Source organism: Mesorhizobium oxytropidicola (assembly GCF_056174625.1).
On record NZ_JBWBWK010000002.1, the window covers coordinates 217,758 to 234,449 of the forward strand.

The following is a 16,692-nucleotide window of genomic DNA, read 5'->3' on the forward strand; positions in this document are numbered from 1 at the left end:
AGCCATGCGCCAGGTATCTCCCCGCTTTGCGGTCAACCACATGGCAGCGCCCCCTCTTGACGTCAGTGCATTTTTCGCGCTTGCGCGTGACCAGGGCCTAACCGATGTTCAAATCCGTGACCTTCATTTCAGCAATCCTGTTGCATGCGCCATTCCTGCTGCGGACGTCCGGTCTGCCGCCACCGAAGCTGGCGTAACCATAATCTCGGTCAACGCCTTGCAGCGCTTCAACGACTGGACTCCCACGCGTCAGTCGGCGGCGATCAAGCTCGCCGACTATGCGGCGGCGTGCGGGGCCAAGACGGTCGTGCTGGAACCGGTCAACGACGGCTCGTGGGCGTGCAATGGCGAGCGCCATGACAGTCTGCGCGTCGCTCTCAACGCGCTCAAGCCGATCCTCCAGCCGCGCGGTCTGATAGGTCTCATCGAGCCGCTGGGCTTTCGCACCTGCTCGCTTCGATCAAAGAAGCAAGCGGCCGAGGCCATTGCCGCGGTTGACGGCCAGTCAGTGTTCCGCCTCGTGCACGACACGTTCCACCACACCCTGGCCGGGGAGACGTTCTTGTTCTCCGAGCTTACCGGCCTGGTGCACATTTCAGGTGTGAATGACCCGACGTTCTGGATTTACCCGGATCGCTTCCTTGGAGGTTCCGACAATGGCAGCCAGATCCAGGCGCTGCTTGATGGCGGCTATGAGGGACCCTTCTCGTTCGAGCTGATCGAGGTGGTCCGCACGCTGGACGATCTTGCAGGCGCACTTGCTGCCAGCATTGACTTCATTCAGCGCCGGCTATTGACGCCAGATTAAGGAGTGGCAGGGGTACCAAATGTAAGTTCGCCTGGAAGCCTCCCGTGGTTTGACAGCGGAGGAGCCATCCGAGATGCCTCCTGCATCATAATCTCCCGCATCCAGATGCTTGCCGGATCGCTGTTGTGGAGTGACGGCCAACAGAGGGTCTCGGTGAATGCGGGAAGCGGCAGCGGAAGTTCGACGATCTGCAGGGGGAACGATTTTTCGAAATGCCTGACCAGCCGGGAGGGGATGGTCGCGATACGGGCCGTGCCGGACACCATCGGCGGGACCATGCTGAAGCCCTGCACGGCGACCTCGACACGTCTCTTGAGGCCATGTTCAAGCAAGAACCATTCCTCGATGGAGGGCTTCATTAGACGCCCGAACCTGACCGAGACGTGCCTCATAGACATGTATCTCTCGAACGTAAGCTGCCGTGGCAACTGCTTGTTGGTGCGACAGCCTACGCACACGAGTCTCTCCTCAAACAGTGCCACGCTTGAGTGCGCGCTCGACGTGAACAAATCCGGAAGAATTAGAAAATCGACGTCACCGCGCTGGAGAAGCTCATCGGGGCCGTCGTCGACAGGCAGCAATTCGAAGCTGACGCCGGGGGCTTCGCGCGCAACACGCTCAACGACTTTCTCAAAAAACACGAGCGTGGCGAAATCGGAAAGAATGATCCTGAAACGGCGGTCGGATTGAGCTGGGTGAAACGTATCCGAGGAAATAATCGAGCACTGGATCTGCAGGAGAGCGTCGCGAACCGCGGGGGCAAGTGCTGCCGCACGCGGGGTCAGAAAACGTTCGCGGCCGCTCGTCGTAAACAGTTCATCGCCGAAATAATCGCGCAGCCGGGCGACGGCCGCACTCATGGCCGGCTGGCTGAGGTTGATGCGGCGGGCCGCCGCCGAGAGATTGCGCTCCCCCAGCAGCGCGTCGAGCACAACGAGGAGATTTAGGTCAAGCCCTTTGAAACGCATGTCTTTAGCTATCCATAGCGTGGATGCCGTTGATCGAAACAAACCATTTTATCACTTTTCCGAAATCTCGCATGGACAAAACACCTGACGCACCGATCACCCGCTGCTCTATCGCGTGACCTGTGCCTTATGACCAGCTCGAAAGAGAAAAATTTTCTATTTACTGCGAAGTGGGGTGGGGTTGTGCGGGGAGAATGGCTTGCAACTGGCTAAGCATGTCGAATCCGCCCTTTTCCAAAAAGCCTGCGCAGCGCGAGCGCGGAGGTTCACGCAATTGGCAGCGACTCACGTCCCTCATCATCGGAGCCTCCGCCGTAGCCCGGCCGGAACTCACTGCGGCTTCTACGATTGCTGGGCTCGGTCCGTCGGACAAGCTTGAGGCGAATTCTCGCGACGCGACGGTCTTCAGGAAAGGGGCGCTCCGACCCGCGGATCAGAGTCCGTCGTCTCTTCACTCCTGACAACGACGTGAGAGTGGGTGGCGTGACGCTGAGTAAATCCAGGAGCGCCTGGAGCCTCCCTTGGTTTCACAGCGGAGCAGCCATCCGAGATGCCTCCTGCATCATGATCTCCCGCATCCAGATGCTTGCCGGATCGCTGCTGTGGTGAGCCGGCCATTGGACGGCTTCGGTGAACGCGGGAAGCGGCAGCGGAAGTTCGACGATCCGCAAGGGGAACGTTTTTTTGAAATGCCTGACCAGCCGCAAGGGCATGGTCGCGATACGGGCCGTGCCGGACACCATCGGCGGGATCATGCTGAAGCCATGCACGACGACCTCGACACGTCTTTTAATACCATGCTCAAGCAAAAACCATTCCTCAAAAGCCGGCTTCAGCATACGCCCGAACCTGACCGAGACGTGCCTCATCGACATGTATCTCTCGAATGTAAGCTGCCGTGGCAACTGCTTGTTGGTGGGACAGCCTACGCATACGAGTGTCTCATCGAACAGCGCCACGCTTGGATGGGGGCTCGACATGAAGAAATCCGGAAGAATTAGAAAGTCCACGTCACCGCGCTGGAGAAGCTCGTCGGGGTTGTCGTCGAGAGGTAGCAATTCGAAGCTGACGGCGGGGGCTTCGCGTGCAACACGCTCCACGACTTTTTCTAAAAACACGAGCGTGGCGAAATCGGAAATAATGATCCTGAAGCGGCGATCGGATTGAGCTGGGTTAAACGGATCCGAGGAGATAATCGAGCAATGGATGTGCAGGAGAGCGTCGCGGACGGCGGGGGCAAGTGCTGTCGCACGCGGGGTCAGAAAACGTTCGCGGCCGCTTGTCGTAAACAGTTCATCGCCGAAATAATCGCGGAGCCGGGCGACGGCCGCACTCATGGCCGGCTGACTGAGGTTGATGCGGCGGGCCGCCGCCGTGAGGCCGCGCTCCGCCAGCAGCGCGTCGAGCACAACGAGGAGATTTAGGTCAAGCCCTTTGAAACGCATGTCTTCCGTTATCCACATGGCGGATATATTTCGGCGAAACAATCACAGTTTTGCAGAACGTCGCAAGCGCAACTTTCAAAAGCGCCCTAAACAAAACTTGATGTCTGCGTTGGCTGCGAGCACATTTATCTGACGTATGCCTTCCGGTTTAGGCCGAACAGCCGGATCGCACGTCGGTTCCTGCTAAGCCCCTCGCTGATCTGCGCAAGCTACATCGCGTCAGCTCGATGTGTGCTTAGGCGCCTACTCAAGGAAATACGAAAAGTTACGAGGTCTTTCCATGCGCAGGGAGTGCGGTGGACGTTGTGCTTATCGTCAGCCTGCGCCTTCTACGAAGCCATTCGAAGCGGCCGTAGTGGGCCCGCGCGAGGCCGCAGGTCCGTAGCCTTGGCAGCGACGAGCACGGCCGTTACATCCACCTGCCCGAAAATTACATGATGGGATTCCCTCATGGGCGTCGAGTTTGCTTTCACAAATAAAAGAAAGCTCGGTTGACTAGCCTCCCTCCTTCCCGTCTGTAGACCAAAGTATGGTTGCGCTCGGGAGGAGCCTGAAACGCGCCACGCCACTTGACGGGAGCGTCTACGCGCTGCGGCGTCGCAGGCTCATATTGCGCGAGTGTTGCTTTCGCCGCCCGAGATCGAGGATGACATGCTAGACCTGAAAAATAATCGGGAATCCGAACCGACTGCTGAGCAGACGCCGATATGCTGCACATCGCTGGGCGCGAAAACGGACGACTCCAAATCCGCGACGATCAACGCGGTCGCTGTGGTGCCGTCGCAAGAGAGCGCGCTTTCGGGCATCTCCGAAATATCGCAAGCACTCACCGCCGACTCTCGGCTCGAAGTCGCGTTGGCCAAGGTCGTAGGTCTCCTGCGGTCGTTTGTGCAGATGCGGCACGGCATGATCTCTCTCTTCGACGGTGATGGCGAACTGGAAACCACCGTTGGCGCCAGCTGCAACGAGAGCTGCAATGAGCGCGGCCGGATGTACATGCCGCGGAAGGCAATCGACCAGATTCTGACGACGGCTATGCCCCTGATGGCCGAGAACATTGCGGTTCATTCGGCCTTCACCACCGCCGACTTGGATGCGCTCGGGGTCTCGGACAATATACCAGTGTCGTTCATCGGCGTTCCCATTCGCGTCGATGCAAATGTCGTGGGTACGCTGACCATTGACCGCGTAGTGGACAGTGGCTCTAGATTTTGGCTCGATTACAACCTCCATCTGCTCCCCCTAATCGCCAACCTAGTGGGACAAGCAGTGAAGTTGCATCGCTCCTACTTGGGCGACCGCGTGCATCCGATCTCAGAGAAGGACCGGCAGCAAAAGGGGTTCTCCGAGCTCCAGCACCCGGCGCGGGAGCCTAACCAGATTCACGTCAAGGGGATGATTGGCGACAGTTCGGCGCTGCGCGGTCTGCGTCAGAAGGTCACGGTCGTAGCCAAGGCAAAGATTACGGTTCTGTTGCGGGGCGAATCCGGTACCGGGAAGGAGCTGGTCGCCAAGGCCATTCACGAGTTGTCGCCGCGTGCCAAGCGGCCCTTCATCAAGCTCAATTGCGCGGCGCTGTCCGAGACAGTCCTGGAGTCCGAATTGTTTGGTCATGAGAAGGGTGCATTCACAAGCGCTTTCAATTCGCGCAAGGGGCGTTTTGAGCTCGCCGACAAGGGGACGTTGTTCCTGGACGAGATCGGCGAGATCTCGGCCTCGTTCCAGGCAAAGCTCTTGCGCGTGCTGCAGGAGCAGGAATTTGAGCGCGTCGGCGGCAACCAGACCATTAAAGTTGATGTTCGCGTGATCGCAGCCACGAACAAGGACCTGGAAGAGGCAGTTGCAAGAAACGAGTTCCGCGCCGACCTCTATTACCGCCTCAGTGTGGTTCCCTTACTGGTGCCGGCGCTACGCGAAAGGCGCAGTGATATTCCGCTCCTCGCGGCTGAGTTTCTCAAGAATTTTAACGATGAGAACGGCCGCATGCTGACCTTCGATCCGAGTGCGATAGAGGTACTGATAAACTGCGATTTTCCCGGCAACATTCGCGAGCTCGAAAACTGCGTGTATCGGACAGCGGTCCTGGCGGCGGGACCATCAATCGGAAGAGACGACTTTGCCTGCCGCCAGGGCCAATGCTTCGCTGCGGCGCTGCGTAAATCCAGATCTGGCAACGTCGCGATGCAACCCGGGCCGATCGTGCCGCTGCTGGTGATTCCGGCGATACCGCCGGCTGCGGCCGCTAGTTCTGCCGCCGTCGCAGTCCCACCTGAAACCATAGGGCAGCCGCTGCGAGGGCCTGCCGGCGCAGTCCACTTCAATGGTACGACAATGACCGATGCCGAGCGTGTCATTGCGGCCATGGAAACATGTGGCTGGGTCCAGGCAAAGGCGGCACGCCTGCTTGGACTGTCGCCACGCCAGATCGGCTACGTGCTGAGGAAATACGGCATCGAGATCAAGCGTCTGTGAAAGGACGGCTAAGCCAATAACCAAGACAATTCATGCGCTGGTGTTTCAGTGGGGGCCATGCGCCAAATGGAAGAGGCAGGCGCCAACTAGACCAGGAAATTCGCTTGGAGATCAATTGGCGTCACAGCGCAGAAGTTTGCATTAGGTCGAAGAGGAGGCTTGCACCCCGGTATCGGATTTCTTTTCGGGAATGTCGTCGAAGGATGAGTAGTTGAGATTGTATAGCTTGGAATAGAGCCCACCCAGGGCCGTTAGTTGGTCGTGGTTTCCGGTCTCAAGGACTTGGCCGTTCTGAAGCACGATGATGCGATCGGCACTGCGGATCGTGGCGAGCCGGTGGGCGATGATGAGGCCAGTGCGGCCTTTAAGCAGTTTTGAAAGAGCCTTCTGGATCAGCATTTCCGTGTAGCTGTCGATATTGGCGGTGGCCTCGTCAAGAACGAGAATCTTGGCGTCCGCAACGAGAGCACGCGCGAAACTGACGAGCTGGCGCTGGCCGAGAGAAAGGTTGCCGCCGCGTTCGCCGAGCTGGGTATCGTATCCGTCTGCAAGGCTCATAATGAAGTCATGGGCGCCGACTGCCTTGGCGGCCTCGATCACGTTGTGCCACGTGGCCTCCTTCTTGTGGTAGCGAATGTTTTCGAAGACCGTCCCGGTGAACAGGAACGGCTCCTGCAGCACCATGGCGACCTCTCGGCCGAGCGATTCCTGGGTGAGATCTCGCACATCGTATCCGCCGACCAGCACTTGGCCCTGCTGAACATCATAGAAGCGGTGGACGAGGGCCATCGCGCTCGATTTACCAGAACCGGTCGGCCCGACCAAAGCGACCGTCTCGCTAGGCATGACCCTGAAGGAAACGTTTTTCAGCACCGGATGGCCGGATTTGTAGCCGAACGTGACGTTCCTGAACTCGACCGAGCCATCCATTTCCGGCGAAAGCACTCTGGCATTCGGTTTGTCCTGAACCTCGATCCTAACGTCCAGCACATCGGTCAGCCGCTTGCCGGATGCCATGGCGCGCTGCATGACCGAATACTGGAGGGTAAGGAAGCGAATTGGGTCAAAGAAGCGCTGGATATAGAATAGGTAGGCGACCAAAACGCCCACGTCGATGCGACCATTCATGATCATGGAGCCGCCGGCCACGATGACGATAGCCATGGCGAGCCCGGTGAGGCCATCGACGATCGGCACCATCACCTGTGCATACTTGGCAGCGGTCAGGTGAGCACTGAGGTCGGCATGCGCCTTGTCGTCATAAAGCATGAAATTTATCTGCTGGCGGTCCATGCACTGGACGGTGCGCACGCCGTGAATGGCTTCCGCCAGCGCGCCATTGACGACCGAATTGGTTTCGTGTGCCGCCATGAAGGCTTCGCGGGCACGCGGCAGCCATACGATGCGGATGATCAACAGGGCCGGCAAGACCGAGAGTGTCAGGAAGCCGAGGCGGAAGTCGAGGCACAGCATCACGAAAACGATGCCGAAGAGAAGAGCAATGTCTCCTACGGAATAGACTGAGGTCTCGACGAATTCGTGGATCGAGCTAACGTCGCCTTGAAGGCGGGACATCAGGCGTCCCACCTCGGTCTTGTCCATGAAGGAGAGCGAAACTTTCTGCAGATGGGCAAACATTGCGCGGCGGATATCGAAGAGGACGTTGTCAGCCATTTTTCCGACTACGGTTTCCTGCGCGTAGGCGGCGCCGAAATTAACCAGAATAGCGAGCGCAAACGCGCCGGCGCCCCTGAGCAGGGCGGAGCGATCAACGCCTGCCGGAGTTATGGCGTGATCGATCGCGCGGCGGATGATCAGGGGGATGAGAAGCTGCGTGCCGACGAAGATCAGCAATGCGGCACTCGAGATGACTACCCTAGCACGGTAGGGACGAACGAAAGCCCAGATGCGTCGAACGATGCTCTTGTCGAAAGCCCTGCCGAACATCTCCTCCTTGATGCGGTGGGAGCCGACCACCGCGTGCGGGGGGCGTCCGCCGCCGTCATTAGGTTCGATTTCAAGTTCGGCGGCGTGCCCCTTGGTCATCAGGGCGCGCCTCTGTGCGTGATCGCACTGTCATCTTCCGGGCGCAACTGGAGATCATAAAGGGCCTTATAGCGTCCTCGCTTAGCCAACAGCTCTTGATGGGTGCCGCGTTCCACGATCTCGCCATTGTCAATAAACAGGATCCGGTCGGCGTGCCTGAGCGAACTCAGCCGGTGGGCAATGATGATCGTCACCCTATCCTTGGCGAATCGCCGTATCGCCGCGCGGATGCGCTGCTCAGTGGCGGCGTCGATCGCGGCCGTTGAGTCGTCGAAAATGACGATTGATGGGCGCAGCATCATTGTGCGAGCTATCGTGAGACGCTGGCGCTGGCCGCCCGAGAGGGAGGCGCCGCGTTCGCCAACGACCGTCTTGTAGCCTGCGGGGAGGCTGAGGATGTAATCGTGCAACTGGGCGGATTCGCTGGCGCGCTTGATTCGCTGTTCTTTCGCCCAGGGATCGCCATAAGCGATGTTGTTCTCGATCGTGGTAGTGAACAGGAATGCATCCTGCTGTACGACTGCGACTTCCTTGCGAAGTGTGGCAAGGGTGACCGCGCGGATGTCCTGCCCGTCAAGCGTGATGGTGCCCCCGGTGACGTCATAAAAGCGGGCGATCAGGTGAGCGATTGTCGATTTGCCCGAACCCGGCGGACCGACGATAGCGATCGTTTCGCCTCTACGGGCGCAAAAGCTGATATTCTTCAGAATGGGGCGGTTTCCGGTGCCGGGATATACAAACGAGACATTATGGAAGCTCAGAGTGCCTTCACTGATCTCGAGCGGTTTGGCGCCGGAAGCATCCCTTATCGTGATGTCCTGGTCGAGCAGACCGAAGAGGCGCGAGCCGCAAGTGTAAGCGCGGGCGAAGCCATTGACCATTAGGCCGATCTGCCGGACGGGCATTTGCAGAATGGTCATAAACGCAAGGAACGTGGCGAGCGTTCCGACGCTGATTTGGCCCGCGATGAGCTTGTTGCAACCGATCCAGAGGACCAACCCCATGGCCAAAAAGAATGACAGCGTCATCGCCGACGTGTTGGGCACGTAGACGTCAACCTGCTCGTGGGCGAGGGCGAGCGCGTTCTTCGAGGCGCGGTCGAACTTCACCATCTCATAGGCCTGTGCCGAAAACGCGCGGACAACGCGGATGCCTGCGAGATTCTCCTCCATCACGCGGCCTAGAACCGAAAGCCGCTCCTGCAGGTCGAGCCAGGTGGCGCGTAGCTTTAGCTGTGTGACCGACGAGCGCCAGGCTACGAAAGGGACGAAACTCAGCGCGATCACCCCGAGCATCGGGTCGGTTGATATCATCGTGTAGGCGCCGATGCCCATCAGCATGGTGAGCAGAAGCATACGAACCAGGGCGGTGGAAAAATACATCCGCACGCCGTCGAGATCGAGCATGCCGAGGGTGATTAGATCGCCTGAATGAACCCGGTCGTGAAAAGAAAAGCTGAGACGTTGGATCTTGTCGTAGCAAGCAAGTCGCAGTTCGTACGCGACGTGATGCCCGACGGCCTCCGCAAAATAGTTCTGCGCCATCGTGAACAGGCCGCGTAGCGTACTCGCGGCGAGCAGCAGGAGAGCCGAAGTCCAGAGCGCTTGTTGTGCGGCGATCGCCGCAATACCGCCCCCAATCGCTATCTGAGTCAGGTCGACAGCCCGGCCGAGAAGCTGGGGAATGAGCAGCTGGAGGATTGCCGCTACGATCGTCGATCCGAAAGCGAAGGCGACCTGCCACCGGTTCCGCAAATTCATGCGGGTAATGCGCAGCAGCGTGCTGAAGCCACGGCCCCACCCGGCCGCTTGCTCATGCTTGGACGAATTCAGAGGCTTCGTCGCGCCGCCAATTGCATCAGTACCCACGTGTATGTTCCAGACTGAATTCCGACGCTTCCTGAGGCAAGCGAGAGACCCACAACTAACGACGCCCGTTAACGAAAATCTTGGCCACCATCTACAGCAGTGCCCGATCCGACGAGGCGAGCAGCGGCTTCACCTAAGGGCATATCGATGACCGTAATTGCGCTTGCAGCAAGGAAACGGCGTTCGTTCTTGGTCAGTATTGCCGCGTCCATCACCGCATAGTGTGGACCTTTGGAGCGCTTCATTATCTGTCGGGCGAAGGTGCGCAGCATCTGATCGTTGAAACGGCAACCGACGAAGAAAAGGCCTCGATAGGTGCGCCGTTCCTTCACCACATCAGGAATCGGCGTCTGGAGATCGATCTCGGTGAGCACTTCGACATAATCGGAATCCGCGACCAGAAAGTTTGCGGCCGGCCTAATGCTGCCGTGAGGCGTATAGAGAACCGTCTTTGCGGCTGATCCGGGTTCGAGTTCGGTCCCAGACAAGTCGTAGGCTTTCGTCCAAATGTCACCGAATTCGTTCGCCCGCGTGACGCCTTGTATCTCAACGACGTCCGTTCGGCCGGCCTCTGCGAGGGTCGTGCGCATGGCACTGTCGTACCAGCTATCGATGATCAGGGAGAGCGGCAGCCTCGCGAGCCAGGTGTGGAGAACAGTCGGCGCCGCCGGCGCTGCGAATATCTCGGCCATCCATGCCTGAAGCGTCCGGCGATGCCGGCGCTGTTCGATGAACTGCGCGACGGACCACATATTGGTGCGAATCTTTGAAGGGGCTGGCGCCCGGCTATTTAGCGCCGCGGCGACGGCTTCCGGCGTGCACGGTACCGACGGTTCAGCGGAACTGAGGCGGAGAAGGCCCGGACCGAGATATGGGATCATCTCATCGGCCCCGAGCGCGTTGCGCGCTAGGTCAAGCAGCTTTTCGGCAAAACTGCCCTGGATGACGACGAGGTGGCCCAAGTTCAGGATCGTGTTCATGCTCATTCCTCTCGCACCCTCTTCCACCCGCAACATCAGTCCTCGTCGGAGATCTTTCTTGCCTCGACGGTGATCGGCAAACGCGTATCGGGCGGAAGGTCGGGTAGGACGAACTGCCAGCCGTTCCTGAGTGTTATGGCCCCGCCCCACAAATGTTCGTTCTCCAGCTTGATGATGGCCTCTTCGCAATCCTTCTTTGGGAGATACGCCGACAAGCCAGCACCGGTCCTGCGGATCATGACTTTCATCGAGCCGTTCCTTCACGGGCACTGCTTTCGGCACTGCAAGGAGCCTCCGCTTTGTCGAGGCTCATCAGTTCACGCGCTCGCATGCCGACCACCGTGCCGCGATCGATCCATTCGACCGCATAGATGAAGAACTGCTGGAGAAAGGTGCCAATGTCGCGCACATAACCTTCGTCGCCCTTCCGCACGAGGTTTTCGCCGATCTCCCTGCCAGGATAGGTGCCGTCATTCTTTATGTGTCGTGTGGCACGCACCCGCTCACCCGGCGTAAATCGCGGCGGCTTGCGGATTTCGATGTCCTGTTCGCGTCCGAGCCACATGCGATTCATTCCTTTCGAGTTAGAGCCTTCTGAGGCGACGCGGTCGCGGCGAAGCCGAAACGGAGTCAAGCAGGAACGCAGGTCTTCGGCACCGGACATACCGATACGCATTGCTGCGTATCGGCGGCCTCCTTGCATTCGGTGCACTTGTCGGGATCGATCACATAGGCCTCGCCCTTGAATTTGATCGCTACAGAGGGACATTCGAACTCGCAGGCGCCGCATTGGGTGCATTGGGACGCGATGATCTTGAAAGCCATTTTATCTCCTGGTGGATTGGAATGAGACGGCTAGGCCGTTGCAGCCAGTGGTCCGATCGCAAACGCGGTGGCGTAAACTGCGCTAATTGCGGTTTCGATGTAGTCATGACCATAAGCGTCCGTTGCTCGGATTCCCGCTTCCGCGAGCTGATCCTTCGGGCAATTTCCGATCTTGGCGCAGAGCACGATGTCTATGCCTTCCAGCGCAGCGATGACGCCGTCGAGGGTGGCTTTTTCGCCCCAGCCGCCGACGCAATACTGCTCGACCTTGCGATGCCCAACAATTCTGATCCCTTTCGGCGAGGCTTCAAAAAGTTGGAATTCCCTTGCATGGCCGAAGTGTTCATTGACACGGCCACCCCCCTTAGTCGCCACCGCGACGAGAAGGGACTTGCCGGAGCCTGCTGCCTTGACCATTCCGATCGCCGCGCTCCTGGCCGCCACATGATCACGGCGCTCGTGCGCGACCACCTGTCGATAGGCCTCGCGCTTGCTGGAGTCGTAGGTGTCCTTGCCGGCAATCCGGTCGAGCGTGAATTCCTGGCCACGATCCCCGCCGAGCAGGCCGACGGCATCGGCCCGGCACTGCCGGCAGTGGCGCATCAACTTGGCGCCGCCGTCGAGACGATCCTGAAGCGCCTTCAACTCTGTTGCATTTGGACCGCGCTGCCCAGTCAGGCCGTAGTGCGTACCGTGCGCCGGGTCGGAAATCAGCGGCATGACGTTATGCAGGAACGCGCCACGCTCCTTGACCAATTTGTTCACGTCGATCAGATGCTCGTCGTTGACGCCGGGAATCATCACCGAATTGATTTTCGTGAGGATGCCGCGCGCGGTGAGCATCTCCAGGCCCAACATCTGCCGCTCGTGCAGGATTCGGGCGGCCTCGATGCCGGCGTAGCGCCGATGATCGTAAAAGATCCAAGGATAGATCTTTGCGCCGACTTCCGGGTCGACCATGTTGATGGTGATAGTCACGTGATCGACGTTCATGTCGGCGAGCTCGGCGACATGGTCAGGCAGCGCGAGCCCATTGGTTGAGACGCAAAGCTTGATGTCGGGGATCTCTCTGGCGACGCTTTCGAAGGTTGCCCTTGTCTTTTTCCAGTCGTAACAGGCATCGCCCGGTCCGGCGATCCCGAGTACGGAAAGCTGCGGCACCTCGTTGGCGACCGCGATCACCTTGCGCAGCGCCTGGTCGGGTGTCAGTTTTTCCGAAACGACGCCAGGCCGACTTTCGTTGGCGCAGTCATATTTGCGATTGCAGTAGTTGCACTGGACATTGCAGGCCGGTGCGACCGCGACGTGCATGCGCGCGAAAAAGTGATGCGCTTCTTCCGAAAAGCACGGGTGATCCTTGATCTTGTCCCAGACAGCCGGATCCATGTCCTCCGGCTTTCCCGCCACGCCGCAGGTTGAAGATGCGCAGCCACCGGATCTCGCGGTCGCCAGCAACTCGTCGAAGCCTGTCGTGCTGGTCAGGCCCTCAAGCGAAATTGTCGGTGCGGACATCAAACGGCTCCGTTGCTGGTAACGTCGCAGTTCAAGGCGCAAGAGTTATGCCGGCTCAAAGAGCGGTTCTAGTTCCCGATTGGCTCTGAGTGTCGCATTCTGTCGGTTTGCTCCGGCACAATTTTGTCCGGCTTGTGACAGTGCACAAGCCAATCGGGTCGAGGAGGCACCGCGTCCTGGGCACGCACAGCGTGAGGAAGACACTCCGAACTGACGTTTGAAGTCGCCAGCACGCCTGGCTAGAATTTCTTCACCTCGATACCATACCGGCGCAGAGCGTAGCCGACCTGCCGCGGCGTGAGGCCCAGGACACGAGCCGCCTTGGCCTGAACCCAACCGGCCTTCTGCATCGCGTCGGTCAGCCGCTCGCGTTCCGTCAGGTGCCGGCCCTTTGCTGGGCAAGCGGGATCATTGGGATCGCAGGCCTTCACGGGCGAGAACCCTTCCGGGGCCTCGATGCGCCGGATCGGCATCTTCGAGAGCTCGTCCGTGGCATTGCCGCCATGCGAAGGGCCGGCACCTTTCCAGAGAAGCGAAGAAAGGCATTGGTTGTTCTGGCAAGCGAAATCCGATGGAGTGATCGTCGTCGAACGCGCAAGTGTAGCTGTCCTTTGAACGCAGTTTTCCAACTCGCGGACATTGCCAGGGAAATAGCATTGCGAGATCAGGTCAAGCGCCAGCGGCGCGAAGGCGAGCTCGCGATGGTTTTCCTTGTTGAACCGCTCGAGGAACGCGTTCGCAAGGCGTGGAATATCGCCGGCGCGCTCTCTGAGCGGGGGTAGAATGATTGGCACGACATTGATGCGGTAATAAAGGTCGGCCCTGAACTCCCCATTTAAGACAGCCGTCTCAAGATCCTTGTTGGTGGCGCATATGAGCCGGACATCGACCTGAAGCGTTCTCGTGCCGCCGACTCGCTCTAGTTCGCCTTCCTGCAGGACGCGCAACAGCTTGGCTTGAAAGGCAGGCGAAATCTCGCCGATTTCATCAAGTAGCAGCGTTCCGCCATTTGCCAGTTCGAAGCGGCCGGCGCGCTGCGAGATAGCCCCGGTGAAGGAGCCCTTTTCGTGCCCAAATAACTCTGATTCCAGAACGCTTTCAGACAGTGCTGCGCAGTTTAATTTGACGAAAGCCTTCTTCCCCCGGGCTGAAAGCTTGTGGATGGCTTGGGCAAAGAATTCCTTGCCAGTGCCGCTTTCGCCCCGCAGAAGCACTGTGGAATTGGTTCTCGCCACGACCGAGACGGTTTCGAGTACCCGCTTGAGTGCGAGACTTTCCCCGATGATCCCGTCGATTTTGATATGCCGATGCCGGGCTGCGTCGGCCCTGTTCTCGTCGAACGACTTCTCCGGTCGCCCTTGCTCCTCAATGTATCGCTGACCATCCATACTCAGCATACGATGGAGACGAATGGTGCGGCCGACAAGGTTGGCCACCATGGTCAGGAACCGTACGTCCTCGTCGCCGGAAGAGATGCTCTCGCCCTCACCGACGCGGTCGATCGACAATGTTCCAAGGATCTCGTGCTCAGCTACTAGCGGGATTCCGATGAAGGTAATTGGGATCGTGCCGCCACTCGAAGACGGCTGAACCTCAGCCTGAAATAGTTCGGACTTACCAACGTCCTGTATTATGAGCGGCGCCTCCGTAGCGACGATCCGGTCTATCGCGGCTTGCGGTATGACGCGGCCAATTTCTGATTGAGATGGGTGGGAACTGCCGACGATTGCGGTAATCCCCGGCGCTGCTTCGGCGTCCAGGACGACGATGGCTCCATGGCGCAATTGCACAAATGAAGAAAGGGTATTCACGACATTGGCGATCGTAATCTCAAGCCGGGTGGGGGCAGTCAGGACCTGCGATATTTCGTAGAATCCCCTGGGGGAGATGTCCGGTTCGTGGATGGAGTTGATCCGTGGTTCAGGCAGGGTGTTCGAAGGTCCTTCTTCTTCGAGCCTATCGCTCGGCATGAGAGCCATGGAAACACCTCAGGGGTCTTCCAGAGTGCTCCTTCCATGCGCCATTTTGGATTCTGAAATTCGAAAGCACAGAATTCATGAGCTCCTCTCAAACTGCGAGATCGGTCTAAAAAATGGTTTGGCGTTTGCTTGCATTTCAGGTGCAGCCGAAACGGTGCGATCGCCGATCACCCGAATTTGAAGAGGACACCGAAGCCGCCGCGCGGGTAGTTCCACTCGATCTCGCCATTGCTCTCGCACAATATCCGGCAAGTGCCGCACTCCATGCAGCCGTCGGCGGTGATCTCCACTTGACCCTTGTCGTTCAACTCATAGCATTTCGCCGGGCAGATGTGGGTAAGCGCGCGCAAGTTCGCGCTCGGGCTCTCGTGCGGTCGCACTTTGATATGCGGCCGGCCAGGATCGACCAGATAGCGGTTCTGGTAAAGCTTGTCCTCGACGCGTAAATTCGTCACTGCGATCGTCATCCTGTCTTCCTTCAGCGCCAGGCCAATGCCAGGCGGACCGCGTCGCTGACCAGCCCCCAGCGAGAACGCACGTTGATAAAGGCGCGCGTGGTGGCCTTTTCCTTTTCAATCTTCGGTGTGCCGTCGACACGCATCAAGTTCTGCGCGGCCAGGGATATCAAGCGCGGATAGGTCGTGAAGAAGTTGCTGGAATTCGTGTGGATCAAGGCCGGCATGTCTTTGTATTTCCGAAGGTCTTTGACCACGAAGGAGTTGTCCAGCATGGTCTTGTAGATGGTGAGGTTTCGTCTGGTCATCGGATTGTTGCGGCGCTTGACCCCGACGATTGCCTCAGCCGCGATCCGGCCGGAGGTCATGGCGAGGTTCGAACCTTCGCGGTGAATCGCGTTGTTTAATTGGGCGGCATCACCGACCACGACCCAGCCGTCGCCAAAGAGCTGCGGAATCGCCTTGTGGCCGCCTTCGGGAATGAGATGCGCGGCATATTCCTTCACCTCAGAGCCGGCGATCAGCGGCCGGATCGATGGGTGGTTTTTGAACGCATCGAGAAGGACGTAAGGGCTCTCCATCGTCGCGGCGAAATCGGAGACGAGGCAGCCTATGCCCAATGAGATTGACTCCTTGTTGGTGTAGAGGAAGCCGAGCCCAGCCATGCTGCGGGAGATCGTCCCCACCGCCTCGATGACACAGCCTTCATCGCCCTTGACGCCGAACCGCTGCTCAATGACCTCTTCGGGCAGGAAATGCATTTCCTTTACGGCGAGCGCCACGGTTTCTGGTTTCGGCATCTTGCGCAGGCCGGCGCGCGTGCCAAGCAGTCCCGAGACACCTTCTGCGAGAACGACCACGTCCGCGAAGATCGGCCCGCCGGCCCGGTCCGTGCGGACGCCGACCACCTTGTCCTGGGCATCACGGACGAGTTCCGTTACGGTCGTCTCGCACAGAACCGTCGCCCCGGCCTCGCGCACCTTGCGCGAAAACCATTTGTCGAACTGGGCGCGTATGATCGTGTAGCGGTTGGGCTTTACCTCGTTGAAGTCATCCGACCGATAGTGAATCCCGGTGTGGGAGGTCTCGTCCATCACCCAAAGCCGCTGTTCAACCAGATGCCGCTCAAGAGGCGCATCATCCCGGAAATCGGGGATGATCTTCTCCAGCATGTTCGCGTACATGATGGCGCCCTGAACGTTCTTGGAGCCCGGATATTCACCGCGCTCCAATTGCAGCACGTTCAGGCCGTTGCTTGCCATGATGTAAGCAGCTGCGTTCCCGGACATGCCGGCCCCGACGACGATGGCGTCGAATTTCTCCTCGATCATATC

The 16,692-nt window shown here is 58.9% G+C and carries 14 protein-coding genes; 2 read left to right on the top strand and 12 right to left on the bottom strand.

All coding sequences use genetic code 11. The annotated features are described in order from the left end of the window. Positions 1-4: 4 nt before the first annotated feature. Positions 5-808, top strand: a complete 804-nt coding sequence (locus AC0V8S_RS36485) for a TIM barrel protein (RefSeq protein WP_183455299.1) — start codon at positions 5-7, stop codon at positions 806-808. Here AC0V8S_RS36485 and AC0V8S_RS36490 read toward each other — a convergent pair. Further along, positions 805-1,776: a LysR family transcriptional regulator gene (locus AC0V8S_RS36490; RefSeq protein ID WP_183465748.1), complete on the bottom strand. Its 972-nt coding sequence runs from the start codon at positions 1,774-1,776 to the stop codon at positions 805-807. The genes AC0V8S_RS36485 and AC0V8S_RS36490 overlap by 4 nt on opposite strands. A 527-nt stretch (positions 1,777-2,303) precedes the next feature. Next, entirely contained in the window at positions 2,304-3,221 is a 918-nt protein-coding gene (locus AC0V8S_RS36495) for a LysR family transcriptional regulator (protein ID WP_475439086.1), read from the bottom strand. Between the two features lie 651 nt (positions 3,222-3,872). On the opposite strand from AC0V8S_RS36495, the gene nifA (AC0V8S_RS36500) reads away from it, so the two are divergent. After that, positions 3,873-5,693, top strand: coding sequence for a nif-specific transcriptional activator NifA (nifA, locus tag AC0V8S_RS36500; protein ID WP_475439087.1), 1,821 nt, complete (start codon positions 3,873-3,875; stop codon positions 5,691-5,693). Between the two features lie 141 nt (positions 5,694-5,834). Here nifA (AC0V8S_RS36500) and AC0V8S_RS36505 read toward each other — a convergent pair whose 3' ends face one another. The 10 genes from AC0V8S_RS36505 to AC0V8S_RS36550 all read right to left on the bottom strand — a co-directional run bounded on the left by AC0V8S_RS36505 (position 5,835) and on the right by AC0V8S_RS36550 (position 16,689). Beyond that, the gene (locus tag AC0V8S_RS36505; protein WP_475439088.1) at positions 5,835-7,739 is read right to left on the bottom strand and encodes an ABC transporter ATP-binding protein; all 1,905 of its coding nucleotides are present in this window, start codon (positions 7,737-7,739) and stop codon (positions 5,835-5,837) included. After that, positions 7,739-9,607 (bottom strand): ABC transporter ATP-binding protein, encoded by a 1,869-nt coding sequence (locus tag AC0V8S_RS36510; RefSeq protein WP_183455294.1) that lies wholly within the window; start codon positions 9,605-9,607, stop codon positions 7,739-7,741. The genes AC0V8S_RS36505 and AC0V8S_RS36510 overlap by 1 nt, the downstream gene beginning before the upstream one ends. Before the next feature lie 68 nt (positions 9,608-9,675). Continuing rightward, a complete protein-coding gene (locus AC0V8S_RS36515) occupies positions 9,676-10,587 on the bottom strand; it encodes an SIR2 family NAD-dependent protein deacylase (protein ID WP_183455293.1) in 912 nt (303 codons plus the stop codon). Positions 10,588-10,622: 35 nt separating this feature from the next. Continuing rightward, complete coding sequence (nifT, locus tag AC0V8S_RS36520) at positions 10,623-10,835, bottom strand: putative nitrogen fixation protein NifT (RefSeq protein WP_183455292.1); 213 nt, start codon at positions 10,833-10,835, stop codon at positions 10,623-10,625. Then, complete coding sequence (locus AC0V8S_RS36525; RefSeq protein ID WP_183455454.1) at positions 10,832-11,152, bottom strand: nitrogen fixation protein NifZ; 321 nt, start codon at positions 11,150-11,152, stop codon at positions 10,832-10,834. The genes nifT and AC0V8S_RS36525 overlap by 4 nt, the downstream gene beginning before the upstream one ends. A 65-nt stretch (positions 11,153-11,217) precedes the next feature. Beyond that, the gene (locus tag AC0V8S_RS36530) at positions 11,218-11,412 is read right to left on the bottom strand and encodes a 4Fe-4S binding protein (RefSeq protein WP_475439089.1); all 195 of its coding nucleotides are present in this window, start codon (positions 11,410-11,412) and stop codon (positions 11,218-11,220) included. 30 nt (positions 11,413-11,442) lie between these two features. Next, positions 11,443-12,924 carry a nitrogenase cofactor biosynthesis protein NifB gene (gene nifB / locus AC0V8S_RS36535; protein WP_258598573.1) on the bottom strand — a complete coding sequence of 494 codons (1,482 nt, stop codon included), beginning with the start codon at positions 12,922-12,924 and terminating at the stop codon, positions 11,443-11,445. A 239-nt stretch (positions 12,925-13,163) separates the two neighbouring features. Next, on the bottom strand, positions 13,164-14,903 hold the full coding sequence (gene nifA / locus AC0V8S_RS36540) for a nif-specific transcriptional activator NifA (RefSeq protein ID WP_183455290.1): 1,740 nt from the start codon (positions 14,901-14,903) through the stop codon (positions 13,164-13,166). Positions 14,904-15,070: 167 nt separating this feature from the next. Next, positions 15,071-15,370: a ferredoxin family protein gene (locus AC0V8S_RS36545; protein WP_183455289.1), complete on the bottom strand. Its 300-nt coding sequence runs from the start codon at positions 15,368-15,370 to the stop codon at positions 15,071-15,073. Between the two features lie 11 nt (positions 15,371-15,381). Then, on the bottom strand, positions 15,382-16,689 hold the full coding sequence (locus AC0V8S_RS36550; RefSeq protein WP_183455288.1) for an FAD-dependent oxidoreductase: 1,308 nt from the start codon (positions 16,687-16,689) through the stop codon (positions 15,382-15,384). Positions 16,690-16,692 lie beyond the last annotated feature (3 nt).